The organism is Pantoea sp. LS15, assembly GCF_012241585.1.
Taxonomy (GTDB): Bacteria; Pseudomonadota; Gammaproteobacteria; order Enterobacterales; family Enterobacteriaceae; genus Enterobacter.
In genome coordinates, this window is the sequence record NZ_JAAVXA010000013.1 from 204 (window position 1) to 16703 (window position 16500).

Below are 16500 nucleotides of genomic sequence, written 5' to 3' on the forward strand. Positions count from 1 at the left end.
TGCAACGCGGCTTTCAGCTCACCGTTGCGAGGTGGCGTATATTACGCTTTCCTCTTTCAGAGTCAACCCGTTATTTCAGGATTTTTTCTCTTCAACCGACCGGGTTGTTTGTGAAGTGATTCACATCTGCCGTGTCGATGGAGGCGCATTATAGGGAGTTCTCCGCAGGCCGCAACCGAAAAGTTGCAAAAAAATGACTGACTGCTGCATTCCCCAGCAAAACCCCGCTTTATACCTTTTTACACACAGAGTTATCCACAATTGTTCATAGATCCTGGCGTGATCCTGCGAACCGAGGGGGAAGATCAACTATACTAGCGGCAAATATTCTCCTCCGCAGGCCACCTTCATGACCACACAACACCTCACCCGTGACTGGCGTATCCCCACAGCAGGACTGATGTTGCTGGCGATCCTCTTTGCCGGTTTCACCCTGCATACGCACTGGAATGCCTTTATCCAGTGGTGCCTGGCCACACAAATTACGCTGCACCGTTATCTGGTGATGTATTTGCTGCAGCTTAATAACCACCAGTACAGCGGCGGATTATGGCTATTAACGGGAGCTTTCCTTTATGGCGTTCTCCACGCCATTGGCCCCGGGCACGGAAAGTTCATCGTGACGACCTACCTGACTACAAATAAGGAAAGCGAGCTGGCCGCCCGGGTCGTCCCTTTCCTTGGCAGCCTGATGCAAGGCGTCAGCGCCATTCTTTTCGTTTTTATTCTGGCGGTAGGGTTTAACCTCGCATCAGGGGATATCAGTACCAGCCGCTGGTATGTTGAGAAGATAAGCGCAGTACTCATTGGCGCATTTGGTGCATTTATCATTTACCAGTCGCTTAAGAGCCTGCGTCCGCACAGGATGACTATTTCAGCCATCAACCCCCTCCATCAACATGACGAACACTGTGGCTGTAGCCACCATGGTGTGGGAGCGAATCTGACACAAGGCGACTGGAAAACCCGCCTGGGTGTGATTCTGGCAATTGGCGCGCGCCCGTGTAGCGGCGCAATCATGATCCTGATGTTCTCGAACGCGCTGGGCATAGTCTCCTGGGGGATGGCCGCAGTAATGACCATGTCTCTGGGAACGGCACTCTCTATTATGGGACTTTCACTGGCAGTACGTTACGCCCGTGAGCGCACCGTGGCCTGGTTTGGAGGAAGCTCCTCACTAAGATGGCTGGTACCGGTAGTCAAAATAGCCGGAGGGATAGTCCTGATCCTGTTCGCGACGATCCTGTTCCTGACAGTGATCCCCATCAGCGCCAATGGCGACTACATCGCCGCCGGATGCTAATAAAAGAAAACCCGCCGTTGGCGGGTTTTCTTATATTACTCGTTGATGCGTGGATGCTGATCCACCAGTCGGGAGCGTTTTTTCTGCAGTTCTTCAATCTCTGCGTCAATATCCTCAATCTTCTGCTCTACATTATCGTAGTGCTCACGCAGGATCTCTTTCGCTTCCTGGATATCGGATGCGGCAGGCGTTGCCCCTTTCAGAGGACGATTTGCCGTCTCCTTCATCGCAATACCGGTAATCAAACCAATCACCGCTATCACCATCAGGTAATAAGCAGGCATCATGAGGTTCTGCGTACTCTCCACCAGCGAGGCAGCAAGTGTCGGGGTCAGACCGGCAATCAGCACAGAAATGTTAAAGGCTGCGGCCAGCGCACTATAGCGAATGTGTGTCGGGAACATCGCGGGTAACGTGGAGGCCATCACCCCAATAAAGCAGTTAAGGATCACTGCCAGCATCAGCAGACCCGCGAAAATCAGCCCCAGTACATTACTGTTAATCAGAATAAATGCCGGGATTGCCAGGGCAAACAGCCCAACGCTCCCCAGGATAATAAACGGTCGACGGCCAAAGCGGTCACTCAACAGGCCCATAATCGGCTGCACAAATAGCATACCAACCATAATGGCGATAATAATCAGTACACCGTGATCTTCCGAGTAATGCAGGTTATGCGACAAATAGCTCGGCATATAAGTCAACAGCATGTAGTAGGTGACGTTGGTAGAAATAACCAGACCAATACAGGTCAGCAGGCTGCGCCAGTGCTTAGTGGCAATCTCTTTGAACGACACTTTCGGACCTTCCTGCAGCCCTTCACGGTCACCCTGCTCCAGTTGTTCGACGTGCTGCTGGAATGCTGGTGTCTCTTCAAGCGCATGACGCAGGTACAGACCAATGATCCCCAGCGGCAAGGCCAGGAAGAACGGGATACGCCAGCCCCAGTCGAGGAAATTATCTTCCCCTACCACGGTTGAAATCAGTACTACTACGCCCGCGCCCATGACAAACCCGGCAATCGAGCCAAAGTCCAGCCAGCTCCCCATAAAGCCACGCTTACGGTCAGGGGAATACTCTGCGACGAAAATCGAGGCACCGGTATACTCACCACCCACGGAGAAGCCCTGGGCCATCTTACATATCAGCAGCAGGATCGGCGCCCAGATCCCGATCGTGGCATACGACGGGATAAGGCCGATACAAAACGTACTGATCGACATAATGACGATGGTAATGGCAAGGATCTTCTGGCGACCATATTTATCGCCGAGCATACCGAAGAACAGGCCGCCCAGCGGGCGAATCAGGAAGGGAACGGAAAACGTACCCAGTGCGGCAATCATCTGCAGGCTGGGGTCAGCCCCGGGGAAGAACACTTTACCTAACGCATAGGCCACAAAGCCGTAGACACCAAAATCGAACCACTCCATCGCATTACCGAGCGAGGCTGCGGTAATGGCTTTACGCAGTTTTGCGTCATCAATGATGGTGACGTCGCGAAGTGTAATGGGTTTAATCTTTTTCCTTCTCAGCATAGCTATCCTCGTAGACTCGGCCCTGTCTGTTTCACAGTCCAGTTTGCGTTCTGTGAACCATGGGATCCGCTCCATGCGAATCGCCTTATTCAAGCGTAGCAGGTTTACTTACATTGACGTTTCACGTCGATACAACCGAACCTGTTGACGCCTGTCTGGGCAGTTAATGACCTTTTTACCCTACCAGCGTTTATATTTGTGATCAACTTCACACTAAATCCCGTATATGGTCAGCTGAGTACAATATTTGTCAATTAGCGCCAATAAGAGCCGCCTCATCCCTTCAGAAAAATATCCTCACGCGTGTCATTATTTCTTAAGCAATGGAAAAACAAACTCCATTAATTCACATCAGATTTACATAAACCCCCTCCATCAAGAACACATCCAAAAATTTACATTGAATATGTGACAAAGATAACTAAAACACTGTTTTGTTTTTGTTGAATCAACATTCCATTGATCGCATGATAAATCCGAATACAACATTTCACGTGTTCTCCGACATGGCTAATCGAGAACACGTATTTACTTTTGCTGAATGACTATCGAAATTAATTCACATTAAAAGACTCAATCAATTGAATTTATTGACTTATTTCTATCGATCATCTCCCGCCTCGCGGGATCAGAGTGAGGGTTATATATGAAGATTAAGGCCACGATAGAACGCATACCAGGCGGTATGATGCTGGTTCCGCTGGTACTGGGTGCCATCCTGAATACCCTGGCTCCTGATACCGGGGCCTATTTTGGTGGTTTCACAAAAGGAATGATAACCGGCACTGTCCCCATTCTGGCAGTCTGGTTCTTTTGTATCGGAGCATCCATTAATTTGCGGGCAACGGGTACCGTATTACGTAAATCCGGTACGCTGGTGATAACCAAAATAGCGGTTGCCTGGGCTGTGGCAATGATATGCGCGATGTTCATTCCGGAGAATGGAATTCAGACCGGGTTCTTCGCCGGTTTATCAGTTCTGGCAATTGTCTCTGCGATGGATATGACCAACGGTGGGTTGTATGCCAGCCTGATGAACCAGTATGGAACGAAAGAAGAGTCAGGTGCATTTGTACTGATGTCTCTGGAATCCGGCCCACTGATGACGATGCTGATTCTGGGGTCTGCTGGCCTGGCATCATTTGAACCCCACCACTTTGTCGGCGCGATCCTGCCATTCCTGGTCGGTTTCGCCCTGGGTAACCTGGACCACGATCTGCGTGACTTCTTTAGCAAAGCCACACCGGTACTGATCCCATTCTTCGGTTTCGCGTTGGGTAACACCATCAACCTGAACGTCATTCTTGATACAGGCCTGCTGGGTATTGTGCTGGGTGTGGCTGTTATCATCATCACCGGTATTCCGCTGATTATTGCCGACCGCGTGATTGGGGGAGGAAACGGAACGGCGGGTGTTGCCGCCTCTTCAGCCGCAGGTGCGGCGGTAGCAAACCCGGTGATCATTGCCCAAATAAATCCGGCCTTCGAACCGGTGGCCGCGTCAGCGACGGCACTGGTTGCAGCCAGCGTGATTGTTACCGCGATCCTGGTGCCCATCATCACGGCACTGTATGCGAAACGCTACGGAAATATGCAAGAGACCCAGCCTGAACCGAAACCAATACAAATGAATCATTAACACATTACTCCTTCCCCCCTGTGAGAAGAGGGGGGCAGAGGTAAGGGATTCACCCAAAAATCTCTTCCACCATCCCATCCACCAACCGTTTTGCCGAACAGAGTCTCGGCATACCCAGCGCGACAGTTTGCCAGTTTTGCGTCACTGACCAGCTCACAGGATGTTTATCCGCCAGGCACCAGTCACCCAACCAGCCCAGCATATCTTTATGATCGATCAATCCAGGAGAAGCAGGCGTCGTTAACCACTGGTGATAAAAATGGCGGGTAGAGGGAGACGCATTGATGCCTTGCGCCAGATAGTTCGCCGCCATGCTGCGTAAGTTATCCTTGAGCATTGCCGACACATCTTCATTTGCCAGGCGACATGCATCGCCAAATGCCCCCCAGCGCAGTTCTTCCAGGACAACAAAGCAGCGCCCGGCCAGAGACCAGCCATCATAGAGCCCGGCTCGCCAGCGGGTAAAAATTTGCTCACTGTGCTCACCCGCCTGCACCGTTAATCCGCGTTGGGTCAGCGCCTTTTCTTTATAAGCTGCACGTTGGGTAAAATGAGAGGAGAGTTCAGCGTACTGCTGCATCAGGCCCGGTGATTGCGGAGCCCGCGGGTGAGTCTGCTGACGCAGCGCCATCAGTTTATCGGCCATCAGCGTCAGCGCGAGATGGCCCGGGTCAAGCATACCGGCCAGTTTTTCTGCCAGCCCAAGGCGTAACGCCGCATTTTCATTGAGCATTCCAGCCATTGCCCAGGGTCGTAGCCGGGTATGCGTCATGATCTCCAGAGTCAAACGCTCACGAAACTGCAGCTGTTGTGGTCCCTGGTTGGGATGACGCGCCGCATCAACCCCCTGCACCAAATCGACCATAAATTTTGGATTAATGCACTCCAGCGTTCTCCCGGGACCGTCCAGTAGTTGTGTTGTCATGGTTGCTCTGCCGCGAATAGAGTTTGAATGTCATCGCGTAACAGTCGGGTATCTTCCTGAATCCACGTCGCAGTAGTGATACTTTGCTTCAACAACTGGCAGAGCGCTCGGGTTGAATGCTCATTTTGTTGACGCACTGCGAGGCTATCACGCAAGCTTTCCTGTAACCCGGTCAGGCATAACGAAAATTCTGCAAAGAACGTTGCCATTCCTGCCGTAACAGAGACATCGACCTGCGCGGATAAAGCTTTACGGATTTGTTCACAAAACTGCTCAATATGTTGCTTAAATTTGTCATGTAGCTGTGCAATATCGATAACATAACGCGTGCGCGTTTCGACATAATCATCCCAACCCCAGCCAGGATTATTGAGCCAGCGAGAGACCGTTTCACGCATGCTGCTCGCGCCAGATGGCTGACCCGCCGGGCTGTTATCCTGTGCAATTGCATCGTTAAACAGCGCTCGCGTGTTGAAGTTAAGCTGGTTAGCCTGAAACGCCGGGAAGCTAATCCGAGCCCGAAAACCAGCATGGCTCAAATGTTCTTTAATACGCGTTTCTATGGGTCGCATAGCTTCATTCAGTGAACGCGCCAGCGTAGACTCCAGTTGATCAAAACGTAACGCCAACTCCCGACAAATCTTCGTCTGCGCATCCAGCATGATCAGCTCGCAGGATGAACGGATTTTGCTCAGCACAATCTGCGCCTGCCCCTCATCCTCCAGCATCAACTGTTTAAGCGCTTCCGGTTCATCGTGACGAAGATTCAGCGGATCGCTCCCGGCCAAATCAAGAATATTGTGACGGCTAAAAACATGACCAATCGCCTGCTGAAGCGCACTTTTCTGCAAGGCCATAAAGTCATCCGTTGCATTCAGCGCTTCCTCGACTTCATGCTTCACTTCATCGCTAACCACCTGCTGACGCGTCCGCAGTTGCGCCATATCCTCTTCAATCCGCGTAATATTGAGTTCGAGTTCCTCAAAGGCCACGGTCAGCCCCTGATAACGAAAATCGAGATACTCCCGGGCATTTTGCGCGTAGTTTAGAAGCTTATGCGACGCCGAACGCAGCGCAAATAACGACGCATTGGCATAGGCGGCGTAAATCAGTTTGCGTATCGGTTGTTCAAATAATGAATCTTCCCACAACAGATCGGCGGCATGACGTATATGGTCGATATCGTCCAGGTCCGCCGTACGCCAGCGACGTCCCAGGGCAGCTTCGGCAAAATCCTGAACCCAGGGTTGATCCTGGTGATCAGGCAGTTGTCCGTGGGTGATCATCTCGTAGCGGGCGCGGTTCGCCAGATACGCCCACATTGATGAAACAGGATAGATCTGCCCGGGTGAAATATTGCCTTTCATGAGCGTGCCAGAGATCATCGCCCTGATCTGTTCTTCATCGTCGCTATTACGATCTTTCTGATCGAATTTATTGACCAGCGCATACAACGGCACTGATTTCCCCGCTACCGAAATAGCCTGGCGGACCTCTTCATCAGAAATAGATTTAAGCTGGGTGTAATCCATCACTGCCAGCACCGCCGACGCACGGGACAACTGCTCGCTAAGCATTTTTTGCAGATGCGGTTGTCCGGCCTCATTAGGCCCTGGGGTATCGAGTAGTGTCAGCTGACCAAGGTGAGCATCCAGACCCGCAAGATGCACGAACTCCACTTCAATCACCGGAATGTGTTCGATAGCCGCATACTCAGAGAAGGGAAATTCGACACCCAGCGCCAGGGAGAGTCTGACCAGGTCATTGAGGCTTTTCAGACAATGAAATATCGGCTGCGCGCCCAGGTGATGCTTCTCAAAAGCTTCCCCTTTTTCAATTCGCTCCAGCAGCATATTCATGTCTTTATCAATTTCCAGACGCTGAGCCAGTTTCCCACGATCGTTATCGCAGAGCTTTTTCTGTAGCAGTCGGATCAAATCATCAATCGGCGAGACATGAGAGAAATGCAGCACTGGTTCCTTCTGACCCGGTGTATGACGGATCAATGTCGGTAGCGCTGTCATCGGACGATTGCGGTTCGGCAACACTTCAGTGCCCACAATCGCATTAATGGTGGTCGATTTCCCCGCTTTCATGGTACCAACAATTGCCAGAACCATTTCCAGACGGGTTATTTTCCGTAATTCATTATTCAACATTGCCTGCTGTGCTTCGACACCGCGCGCACTAAAATGCAAAGGCAAAACGTTGTTCTTTTCACCCGTAATCGCCGCCGTGGTGCTCTCCAGCATCGCCGTCGGCACTGATTTCAGCGTATCGAGGTTTTGCAGGGCAAGCTGCAACAAACGCTCAGCTTCCTGGCTTAATTCAAAAATTGTCTGTGTGTGCATGATAAAAGCCTTTCCTTAACGCAAATTTATTACTTTTATTAAGCCACTGGTTTTAATTATGTTGTTCAGGCTTATATGATCACGTGTGGAAAACATGTTCGCCAAAATATAACTGATTGATGCTAATCAGAAATAATTCACTATCCCTGCATGGCGTGTGACACTCTCCTTCTGGCCAGACAGCCAAAAGAAAAAAGCGTAGCCCATTTTTAAGAAACTTCAGGATATATCATCGTTATTTACCCACCTAAAAAGAGAGGTAATGCGTCACCGCCATACGATATGAATGACGGGGAAGTCCGGAGATAAATAACAATGTGTTGCTTCACCTTATCCGAAATGAAGGAACGTAGCAATTTGCTGCAATAAAATATTCGATATATTTAACGCCATTTCTTCCCACCGTGTTAATGGCATAAGCATCGCTTAACTGACTGACAGGAAATGTCACCCGCGATACGCTTTTTGCATTTTTTTAATTCACAATATCACCGACAACCATGTGGATTTGCGCTATACTTGCCGCCTTTTTCGGCACACTGCCGTCATTTAGCTGGCACTTTCCAGCGCGTTAACACTTTTAGAGGATACCGATATGCAACTCCCACACTGCCCAAAATGCAATTCTGAATACACTTACGAAGATAATGGCATGTTTATCTGCCCGGAATGCGCCCATGAATGGAATGATGCCGAACCATCACAAGATGCTGATGCACTTGTCGTAAAAGATGCGAACGGCAATCTGCTGGCGGATGGCGACAGCGTCACCGTGATTAAAGATCTGAAAGTGAAAGGCAGCTCTTCCATGCTGAAGATTGGCACCAAAGTGAAGAATATCCGTCTGGTTGAAGGCGATCATAATATCGACTGCAAAATTGACGGCTTTGGTCCGATGAAGCTGAAATCTGAATTCGTGAAAAAGAACTGATTGACCTGCCCGGTGGCGCTTCGCATACCGGGCTTTCAGGAACTACACTTAACGGGCTTTTCTTACGTGAGGTAAAGATTATGCCGTTAAGTCCCTACATCTCATTTGCCGGTAACTGTTCAGAGGCCACTGCCTTCTATCAGCAAGCCGTCGGCGCAGAGCTTCTTTATAAAATCACCTTCGGCGAGATGCCAAAAAGCGATAACAGCGAAGAAGGCTGCCCCTCCGGTATGCAGTTTCCGGATTCGGCGATCGCCCACTCTAACGTCCGCATTGCGGGCAGCGATATCATGATGAGCGACGGGATGCCGCCAGGCAGCAACGCTCAGTATGCGGGCTTCACGCTGGTTCTCGACACCCAGGACGTCAATGAAGGCAAGCGCTGGTTCGACAACCTCGCCGCAGGCGGGAATATCGAAATGGCCTGGCAGGAAACCTTCTGGGCACACGGTTTCGGTAAAGTCACCGATAAATACGGCGTGCCGTGGATGATTAACGTCGTTAAGCAGCAGCACTAATTTTCGGGCGGTGGGCAGTCTGCCTCCGCCTGTCATCAAACTCCGCTCAACTCTTCAAACTTCCGCAACCCAGACTTAACCCAAATGTCATATTGATGCGCCAGCATGAGGCCACATTTATCGTGAGGCCCAGCACATGCAAACTGTCATCCGCGTCGAGAAACTGAGCAAGACCTTTCATCATAACAAGGCTCTGCATGCCGTTGATCTGACCGTCCAGCAGGGCGAAATGGTGGCACTGCTGGGGCCATCCGGTTCAGGTAAGTCCACCCTTCTGCGCCACCTGAGCGGCCTTATTACCTGCGATAAAGCACCGGAAAGCCACGTCGAACTGCTGGGTAACACCGTCCAGCGCGCGGGCCGTCTGGCGCGGGATATCCGCAAAAGCCGCGCGCAAACAGGCTATATCTTCCAGCAGTTCAACCTGGTGAACCGCCTGACGGTGCTGGAGAACGTCCTAATTGGCGCTCTCGGCAGCACGCCGTTCTGGCGCACCTGTCTGCGCTGGTTTTCCCCTTCTCAGAAACAACAAGCGTTGCAGGCGCTAACCCGCGTTGGCATGGCGCATTTCGCCCACCAGCGTGTCTCCACCCTGTCCGGTGGTCAGCAGCAGCGCGTGGCAATTGCCCGTGCGCTGATGCAAAAAGCCAAAGTGATCCTTGCCGATGAGCCGATTGCCTCGCTCGACCCGGAATCCGCACGCATCGTGATGGAAACCCTGCGTGACATTAACCAGAACGATGGCATCACCGTGGTAGTGACGTTGCATCAGGTGGATTACGCCCTGCGCTACTGCGAGCGCATTGTCGCGCTGCGTCAGGGGCATGTGTTCTTTGATGGCGCAAGCCATCAGTTTGATAACGACCGTTTTGACCATCTCTACCGCAGCATTAACCGCGTCGACGAGAACGCGCAGGCTGCATAACTCAACCCGATCCGAGGAAAGTACATGAGCTACAAAGCCGTTGCCGCACTGGCCTTTACCAGTATGTTCAGCATCAGCACCCTGTTAAGCCCTGCGTACGCGGAAGAACAGGAAAAGGCACTGAACTTCGGCATTATTTCGACGGAATCACAGCAGAATCTCAAACCTCAGTGGGAACCGTTCCTGAAAGATATGGAAACCAAACTGGGGATCAAAGTGAACGCCTTCTTCGCGCCGGATTACGCGGGCATCATCCAGGGGATGCGCTTTAACAAAGTAGACATCGCCTGGTACGGCAATCTCTCAGCCATGGAAGCGGTGGACCGCGCGAACGGCCAGGTCTTTGCCCAGACCGTTGCAGCAGATGGCTCCCCGGGTTACTGGAGCGTGCTGATCGTCAATAAAGACAGCCCAATCAATAACCTCAACGACATGCTCGCCAAACGCAAAGACCTGACCTTTGGTAACGGCGACCCGAACTCCACCTCTGGCTTCCTGGTCCCTGGCTATTACGTCTTCGCTAAGAACAATGCGTCTGCGAGTGATTTCAAACGTACCGTCAACGCCAGCCACGAAACTAACGCCCTGGCCGTGGCCAACAAGCAGGTGGATGTTGCCACCAACAACACCGAAAACCTCGACAAGCTGAAGACCTCCGCACCGGACAAACTCAAAGAGTTGAAGGTCATCTGGAAATCACCGCTGATCCCGGGCGACCCGATTGTGTGGCGCAAAAATCTCTCTGAGAGCACCAAGGATAAGGTCTACGACTTCTTTATGAACTACGGCAAAACGCCGGAAGAGAAGGCAGTTCTGGCGAAACTGGGCTGGGCTCCGTTCCGCGCATCCAGCGACCTGCAACTGGTGCCGATTCGCCAGTTGGCACTGTTTAAAGAGATGCAGGGTGTGAAGGACAACAAGGGCCTGAAGGACGAGGAGAAAACCAGCAAAGTCGCCGCGATTCAGGCGCAACTGGAAGATCTCGACCGCCTGACCGCCGCACTTGGCGCCATGACCAGCATGAATAAAGCGGTGCAGTAACTCAAGTCCCCTCTCCCTTGAGGGAGAGGGTTAGGGTGAGGGGGAAATGCGCCCGCTGATGCCCTCACCCCGGCCCTCTCCCACAGGGAGAGGGAGAAAAGATAAAGGAGCCAACATGCAAACCATCACTATCCCACCGCCGAAGCGCAGCTGGTTCTCGCTCATAAGCTGGGCCATCCTGCTGGCGGTGCTCGTTATCTCCTGGAAGGGCGCAGAGATGGATCCGCTGCTGCTCTTCAAAGATTCCGGCAACATGGCGACCTTCGCCGCCGACTTCTTTCCGCCGGACTTCAGCCAGTGGCAGGACTACCTCAGCGAAATGGCCATCACCCTGCAAATCGCTGTCTGGGGTACCGCCCTTGCCGTCATTCTCTCCATTCCGTTTGGCCTGATGAGTGCCGAAAACATCGTACCGTGGTGGGTTTATCAGCCGGTGCGCCGCCTGATGGACGCCTGTCGCGCCATTAACGAAATGGTCTTCGCCATGCTGTTTGTGGTGGCCGTCGGACTTGGCCCGTTTGCAGGGGTGATGGCGCTGTTCATCCACACCACCGGTGTGCTCTCCAAACTGCTCTCTGAAGCCGTTGAAGCCATTGAACCAGGCCCGGTTGAAGGTATCCGCGCAACAGGTGCGAACAAAATCGAAGAAATTCTCTATGGCGTGTTGCCCCAGGTTATGCCGCTGCTGATCTCTTACTCGCTGTACCGCTTCGAGTCTAACGTCCGTTCCGCCACCGTCGTGGGCATGGTGGGCGCAGGCGGGATTGGCGTCACCCTGTGGGAAGCGATCCGCGGTTTCCAGTTCCAGCAAACCTGCGCCCTGATGGTGCTTATCATCATCACAGTGAGCCTGCTGGATTTCCTCTCTCAACGTTTGCGTAAGCACTTCATCTGAGAAGCGAGGCTTTGATTTATATGTACTTATCCAGACATCCGACCAGTTACCCAACCCGCTGGCAAGAAATTGCGGCAAAACTCGAAGTGGAGCTTCGCACCCACTACCGCTGCGGAGACTATCTGCCAGCCGAACAACAGCTTGCCGATCGCTATGAAGTGAACCGCCACACCCTGCGTCGTGCCATTGACCAGTTGGTCGAGCGCGGTTGGGTCCAGCGCCGTCAGGGGATTGGCGTACTGGTACTGATGCGCCCGTTCGACTACCCGCTTAACGCCCAGGCGCGCTTTAGCCAGAACTTGCTGGATCAGGGAAGTCACCCCACCAGCGAAAAACTGCTCTCCGTGCTACGCCCGGCATCGAGCCATGTAGCCGATGCGCTGGGCATTCAGGAGGGCGACAACGTCGTCCATCTACGCACTCTGCGCCGGGTCAATGGCGTGGCCGTTTGCCAGATAGATCACTACTTCAGTGACCTGAGCCTCTGGCCTGTGCTGCAACATTTCTCCAGCGGTTCACTGCATGACTTCCTGCGTGATGCTACCGGTATTGCGCTCAGACGTACCCAGACACGCATCAGTGCCCGCCGCGCACAGGCCAAAGAGAGCAAAGTACTGGAAATCCCCAACATGGCCCCACTGCTCTGCGTGCGCACCCTTAACCACCGTGACGGTGAAGTCGACGCGACGGAATACTCCGTCAGTCTGACCCGCGCCGACATGATCGAATTCACCATGGAGCACTGAATGCACTTCGATACCGCCACCCGTCAGCGCTGGATGCGCGTGCTGGCCCACTGTCAGCCTGCTGCGCTGCACAGCCGTATGAAAGCGCTCGGCCTGACGCCGGACTACGACGCTATTCGCACACCGGAAATCGGCCTGGTACAGATCCAGGCGCGCATGGGAAGTACCGGTGAGCGCTTCTTCGCAGGTGATGCCACCCTTACCCGAGCCGTGATCCGCCTGAACAGCGGCACGCTGGGCTACAGCTACGTGCTCGGTCGCGATAAACAGCATGCCGAACATTGCGCAGTGATAGACGCGCTTTTGCAGGAACAACCTTATTTCCAGACGTTAATGGAAACCCTTATCGCCCCTCTGGAAGCCGACCGCGCCGCACGCCTTGCCGCACGTCAGGCCGAAGTGAATACCAGCCGGGTCGACTTCTTTACGCTCGTTCGCGGAGATAACGCATGACGCTTCAACCCGCTTTTACCCTTGCCGTCCAGGATGCCCAACAGAGTTTTCGTCGCCTGCTGAAAGCCATGAGCGAGCCGGGCGTGATTGTCTCGCTGCACCAGCTTTCACAAGGCTGGCTGCCGCTAAACCTGGCGACCACCAGCGTACTGCTGACCCTCGCCGACAACGATACTCCGGTGTGGCTCTCGGGCGCGCTTTCGAATGATATCGCCAGCCAGAACCTGCGTTTTCACACCAACGCTCCGCTGGTTGAACAGCCCCGACAGGCCGTGTTTGCCGTGGCCGATGAGCAAATCAGCCACGAACAGCTCAACGCCCTGAGCGAAGGCAGCGCCGTCGCTCCGGAAACCAGCGCCACGCTGATTTTGCAGGTCTCCAGTCTGAGCGGCGGTCGCATGCTGCGCCTGACCGGTGCTGGCATCGCTGACGAACGGATGGTCGCGCCACAGCTACCGGATTGCATCATTCATGAGCTGACAGAGCGTCCCCACCCGTTCCCGCTGGGTATCGACCTGATCCTGACCTGCGGTGAACGCCTGCTGGCGATACCGCGAACCACTCACGTGGAGGTATGCTGATGTACGTTGCCGTCAAAGGGGGCGAGAAAGCCATCGCCGCCGCCCATGCGCTACAGGCGCACAGACGACGGGGTGATGAGCAGCTTCCTGAGCTGAGCGTTGCCCAGATAGAGCAGCAGTTAAACCTCGCTGTCGACCGTGTCATGACCGAAGGCGGCATCGCTGACCGCGAGCTGGCGGCGCTGGCGTTAAAACAGGCCAGCGGTGACAACGTGGAAGCCATCTTTCTGTTACGCGCGTATCGCACCACGCTTGCCAGACTGGCGGTGAGTGAGCCCGTTAACACCGCTGAGATGCGCCTGGAACGCCGCATTTCGGCCGTTTATAAAGACATCCCTGGCGGTCAACTGCTTGGCCCCACCTACGACTACACCCATCGCCTGCTGGATTTCACGCTGCTGGCAAACGGTGAAACGCCTTCCCTGAGCACGGCCGAGCCGCAGCAAGATGCCTCCCCGCATGTCTTTAGCCTGCTGGCGCATCAGGGGCTGGCAAAAGCTGAAGAAGACACCGGCAGCATGCCAGACGACATCACCCGCACACCACCGGTTTATCCGTGCTCACGCTCGTCGCGCCTTCAGCAGTTGATGCGCGGCGACGAAGGTTATCTGCTGGCGCTGGCCTACTCCACTCAGCGCGGTTACGGGCGTAACCATCCGTTCGCGGCAGAAATTCGTAGCGGCTACCTCGACGTTGAAATTGTGCCTGAAGAGCTGGGTTTTGCCGTGAACATCGGCGAACTACTGGTAACGGAATGTGAAATGGTCAACGGGTTTGTCGCTCCGGAAGACGAAGCACCACATTTTACCCGGGGTTACGGGCTGGCATTCGGTATGAGTGAACGTAAAGCAATGGCGATGGCGCTGGTCGACCGCGCGCTGCAGGCCCCGGACTACGGTGAACACATCTCCGGCCCGGCGCAGGACGAAGAGTTCGTGCTGGCTCACGCGGATAACGTTGAGGCCGCAGGCTTTGTCTCGCACCTCAAGCTGCCGCACTACGTTGATTTCCAGGCCGAACTGGAACTGCTGAAACGCCTGCAACGGGAGCGCGAAAATGGCTAACTTAAGCGGCTACAATTTTGCTTATCTGGATGAGCAAACCAAACGTATGATCCGCCGCGCTATCTTGAAAGCGGTGGCAATCCCGGGCTATCAGGTGCCGTTCGGCGGCCGGGAAATGCCGATGCCCTACGGCTGGGGCACCGGCGGTATTCAGCTTACCGCCAGTGTGATTGGGGAAGCGGATGTGCTGAAGGTCATCGACCAGGGGGCGGACGACACCACCAACGCCGTGTCGATTCGCAACTTCTTCAGGCGCGTGACGGGTGTTAACACCACCGAAAAAACCGAAGATGCCACGCTGATCCAGACTCGTCACCGTATTCCAGAAACACCACTCACCGAAGATCAAATCCTGATTTTCCAGGTCCCCATCCCGGAGCCGCTGCGCTTTATCGAGCCGCGTGAAACCGAAACCCGCACCATGCACGCCCTGGAAGAGTACGGCATCATGCAGGTGAAACTGTATGAAGATATCGCCCGCTTCGGCCATATCGCCACCACCTACGCCTACCCGGTGAAGGTAAACGGTCGCTACGTGATGGACCCGTCGCCAATCCCGAAATTCGATAACCCGAAGATGGACATGATGCCTGCGCTGCAACTGTTCGGTGCCGGGCGTGAAAAGCGCATCTACGCCGTGCCGCCCTACACCCGTGTGGAGAGTCTCGACTTCGATGACCACCCGTTTACGGTGCAGGAGTGGGACGAGCCGTGTGCCATTTGCGGTTCGAAACACAGCTATCTGGACGAAGTGGTGCTGGATGACACGGGCAAACGGATGTTTGTCTGCTCCGACACCGATTACTGCCGCCAACAGAGCGAGGCGAACAGCCTATGAAACCGCTGCTTTCGGTTAACAACCTGACCCATCTTTATGCACCGGGCAAAGGCTTCAGCGATGTCTCGTTTGAGCTGTGGCCGGGTGAAGTGCTGGGGATCGTCGGCGAATCCGGCTCCGGCAAAACGACACTGCTTAAATCCATCTCAGCCCGCCTGACGCCGCAGAATGGCGACATTTTGTATGAGGGCGCCTCGTTATACGGCATGAGTGAAGCCGAGCGCCGCCGCCTGCTGCGCACCGAGTGGGGCGTGGTGCATCAACATCCGATGGACGGCCTGCGCCGCCAGGTATCGGCAGGTGGAAACATTGGTGAACGCTTGATGGCCACCGGGGCACGCCACTACGGCAATATCCGCGCCACGGCACAACACTGGCTGGAGGAAGTTGAAATCCCCGCCTCGCGTATCGACGACTTGCCGACGACATTTTCCGGCGGGATGCAACAACGCCTGCAAATCGCCCGCAACCTGGTCACCCATCCGAAGCTGGTGTTTATGGATGAACCCACCGGCGGACTGGACGTCTCCGTGCAGGCGCGTCTGCTCGATCTGCTGCGCGGTCTGGTGGTGGAGCTGAACATTGCGGTGGTGATTGTCACCCACGATCTGGGGGTTGCGCGCCTGCTGGCCGACCGTTTGCTGGTAATGAAACAGGGTCAGGTGGTGGAAAGTGGGCTTACCGACCGGGTGCTTGACGATCCCCACCATCCGTACACCCAGCTGCTGGTGTCGTCGGTATTGCAGAATTAA

At 54.0% G+C, this 16500-nt stretch carries 16 protein-coding genes; 13 read left to right on the top strand and 3 right to left on the bottom strand.

The window, feature by feature from the left end:
• Positions 1-349 precede the first annotated feature (349 nt).
• Positions 350-1303, top strand: coding sequence for a nickel/cobalt transporter (locus tag HED65_RS17245; RefSeq protein ID WP_114979498.1), 954 nt, complete (start codon positions 350-352; stop codon positions 1301-1303).
• Between the two features lie 35 nt (positions 1304-1338).
• Here HED65_RS17245 and proP read toward each other — a convergent pair whose 3' ends face one another.
• The gene (proP, locus tag HED65_RS17250; protein ID WP_114979499.1) at positions 1339-2841 is read right to left on the bottom strand and encodes a glycine betaine/L-proline transporter ProP; all 1503 of its coding nucleotides are present in this window, start codon (positions 2839-2841) and stop codon (positions 1339-1341) included.
• A 646-nt stretch (positions 2842-3487) separates the two neighbouring features.
• Here proP and kdgT point away from each other — a divergent pair.
• Positions 3488-4480 carry a 2-keto-3-deoxygluconate transporter gene (gene kdgT / locus HED65_RS17255; protein ID WP_114979500.1) on the top strand — a complete coding sequence of 331 codons (993 nt, stop codon included), beginning with the start codon at positions 3488-3490 and terminating at the stop codon, positions 4478-4480.
• A 49-nt stretch (positions 4481-4529) separates the two neighbouring features.
• On the opposite strand, the gene HED65_RS17260 is transcribed toward kdgT, so the two are convergent.
• Both HED65_RS17260 and crfC read right to left on the bottom strand, forming a co-directional pair.
• On the bottom strand, positions 4530-5405 hold the full coding sequence (locus tag HED65_RS17260) for a diguanylate cyclase regulator RdcB family protein (RefSeq protein ID WP_114979501.1): 876 nt from the start codon (positions 5403-5405) through the stop codon (positions 4530-4532).
• On the bottom strand, positions 5402-7756 hold the full coding sequence (gene crfC / locus HED65_RS17265; protein WP_114979502.1) for a clamp-binding protein CrfC: 2355 nt from the start codon (positions 7754-7756) through the stop codon (positions 5402-5404). The genes HED65_RS17260 and crfC overlap by 4 nt, the downstream gene beginning before the upstream one ends.
• A 595-nt stretch (positions 7757-8351) precedes the next feature.
• On the opposite strand from crfC, the gene HED65_RS17270 reads away from it, so the two are divergent.
• The 11 genes from HED65_RS17270 to phnK all read left to right on the top strand — a co-directional run bounded on the left by HED65_RS17270 (position 8352) and on the right by phnK (position 16500).
• Positions 8352-8687, top strand: a complete 336-nt coding sequence (locus HED65_RS17270; protein WP_114979503.1) for a zinc ribbon domain-containing protein YjdM — start codon at positions 8352-8354, stop codon at positions 8685-8687.
• Positions 8688-8767: 80 nt separating this feature from the next.
• Positions 8768-9205 (top strand): VOC family metalloprotein YjdN, encoded by a 438-nt coding sequence (gene yjdN, locus HED65_RS17275; RefSeq protein ID WP_114979504.1) that lies wholly within the window; start codon positions 8768-8770, stop codon positions 9203-9205.
• A gap of 136 nt (positions 9206-9341) precedes the next feature.
• Positions 9342-10130, top strand: coding sequence for a phosphonate ABC transporter ATP-binding protein (gene phnC / locus HED65_RS17280; RefSeq protein WP_114979505.1), 789 nt, complete (start codon positions 9342-9344; stop codon positions 10128-10130).
• Positions 10131-10154: 24 nt separating this feature from the next.
• The gene (gene phnD / locus HED65_RS17285) at positions 10155-11171 is read left to right on the top strand and encodes a phosphonate ABC transporter substrate-binding protein (RefSeq protein ID WP_114979506.1); all 1017 of its coding nucleotides are present in this window, start codon (positions 10155-10157) and stop codon (positions 11169-11171) included.
• Positions 11172-11286: 115 nt separating this feature from the next.
• A complete protein-coding gene (gene phnE / locus HED65_RS17290) occupies positions 11287-12066 on the top strand; it encodes a phosphonate ABC transporter, permease protein PhnE (protein WP_114979507.1) in 780 nt (259 codons plus the stop codon).
• Positions 12067-12086: 20 nt separating this feature from the next.
• Positions 12087-12812: a phosphonate metabolism transcriptional regulator PhnF gene (gene phnF / locus HED65_RS17295; protein WP_114979508.1), complete on the top strand. Its 726-nt coding sequence runs from the start codon at positions 12087-12089 to the stop codon at positions 12810-12812.
• A complete protein-coding gene (gene phnG / locus HED65_RS17300) occupies positions 12813-13265 on the top strand; it encodes a phosphonate C-P lyase system protein PhnG (protein ID WP_114979509.1) in 453 nt (150 codons plus the stop codon). It begins immediately after the preceding gene.
• The gene (gene phnH / locus HED65_RS17305; RefSeq protein ID WP_028017896.1) at positions 13262-13846 is read left to right on the top strand and encodes a phosphonate C-P lyase system protein PhnH; all 585 of its coding nucleotides are present in this window, start codon (positions 13262-13264) and stop codon (positions 13844-13846) included. The genes phnG and phnH overlap by 4 nt, the downstream gene beginning before the upstream one ends.
• Positions 13846-14910: a carbon-phosphorus lyase complex subunit gene (locus HED65_RS17310; protein ID WP_114979510.1), complete on the top strand. Its 1065-nt coding sequence runs from the start codon at positions 13846-13848 to the stop codon at positions 14908-14910. Before phnH ends, HED65_RS17310 begins: the two co-directional genes overlap by 1 nt.
• On the top strand, positions 14903-15748 hold the full coding sequence (gene phnJ / locus HED65_RS17315; protein ID WP_049007713.1) for an alpha-D-ribose 1-methylphosphonate 5-phosphate C-P-lyase PhnJ: 846 nt from the start codon (positions 14903-14905) through the stop codon (positions 15746-15748). The genes HED65_RS17310 and phnJ overlap by 8 nt, the downstream gene beginning before the upstream one ends.
• A complete protein-coding gene (phnK, locus tag HED65_RS17320) occupies positions 15745-16500 on the top strand; it encodes a phosphonate C-P lyase system protein PhnK (RefSeq protein WP_114979511.1) in 756 nt (251 codons plus the stop codon). Before phnJ ends, phnK begins: the two co-directional genes overlap by 4 nt.

Coding starts and splice junctions, on each gene's coding strand:
- phnC (WP_114979505.1), top strand. CDS start 9,342: ATGCAAACTGTCATCCGCGTCGAGAAACTGAGCAAGACCTTTCATCAT.
- HED65_RS17245 (WP_114979498.1), top strand. CDS start 350: ATGACCACACAACACCTCACCCGTGACTGGCGTATCCCCACAGCAGGA.
- phnD (WP_114979506.1), top strand. CDS start 10,155: ATGAGCTACAAAGCCGTTGCCGCACTGGCCTTTACCAGTATGTTCAGC.
- crfC (WP_114979502.1), bottom strand. CDS start 7,756: ATGCACACACAGACAATTTTTGAATTAAGCCAGGAAGCTGAGCGTTTG.
- proP (WP_114979499.1), bottom strand. CDS start 2,841: ATGCTGAGAAGGAAAAAGATTAAACCCATTACACTTCGCGACGTCACC.
- HED65_RS17270 (WP_114979503.1), top strand. CDS start 8,352: ATGCAACTCCCACACTGCCCAAAATGCAATTCTGAATACACTTACGAA.
- HED65_RS17310 (WP_114979510.1), top strand. CDS start 13,846: ATGTACGTTGCCGTCAAAGGGGGCGAGAAAGCCATCGCCGCCGCCCAT.
- phnE (WP_114979507.1), top strand. CDS start 11,287: ATGCAAACCATCACTATCCCACCGCCGAAGCGCAGCTGGTTCTCGCTC.
- phnH (WP_028017896.1), top strand. CDS start 13,262: ATGACGCTTCAACCCGCTTTTACCCTTGCCGTCCAGGATGCCCAACAG.
- phnG (WP_114979509.1), top strand. CDS start 12,813: ATGCACTTCGATACCGCCACCCGTCAGCGCTGGATGCGCGTGCTGGCC.
- phnF (WP_114979508.1), top strand. CDS start 12,087: ATGTACTTATCCAGACATCCGACCAGTTACCCAACCCGCTGGCAAGAA.
- phnK (WP_114979511.1), top strand. CDS start 15,745: ATGAAACCGCTGCTTTCGGTTAACAACCTGACCCATCTTTATGCACCG.
- kdgT (WP_114979500.1), top strand. CDS start 3,488: ATGAAGATTAAGGCCACGATAGAACGCATACCAGGCGGTATGATGCTG.
- phnJ (WP_049007713.1), top strand. CDS start 14,903: ATGGCTAACTTAAGCGGCTACAATTTTGCTTATCTGGATGAGCAAACC.
- HED65_RS17260 (WP_114979501.1), bottom strand. CDS start 5,405: ATGACAACACAACTACTGGACGGTCCCGGGAGAACGCTGGAGTGCATT.
- yjdN (WP_114979504.1), top strand. CDS start 8,768: ATGCCGTTAAGTCCCTACATCTCATTTGCCGGTAACTGTTCAGAGGCC.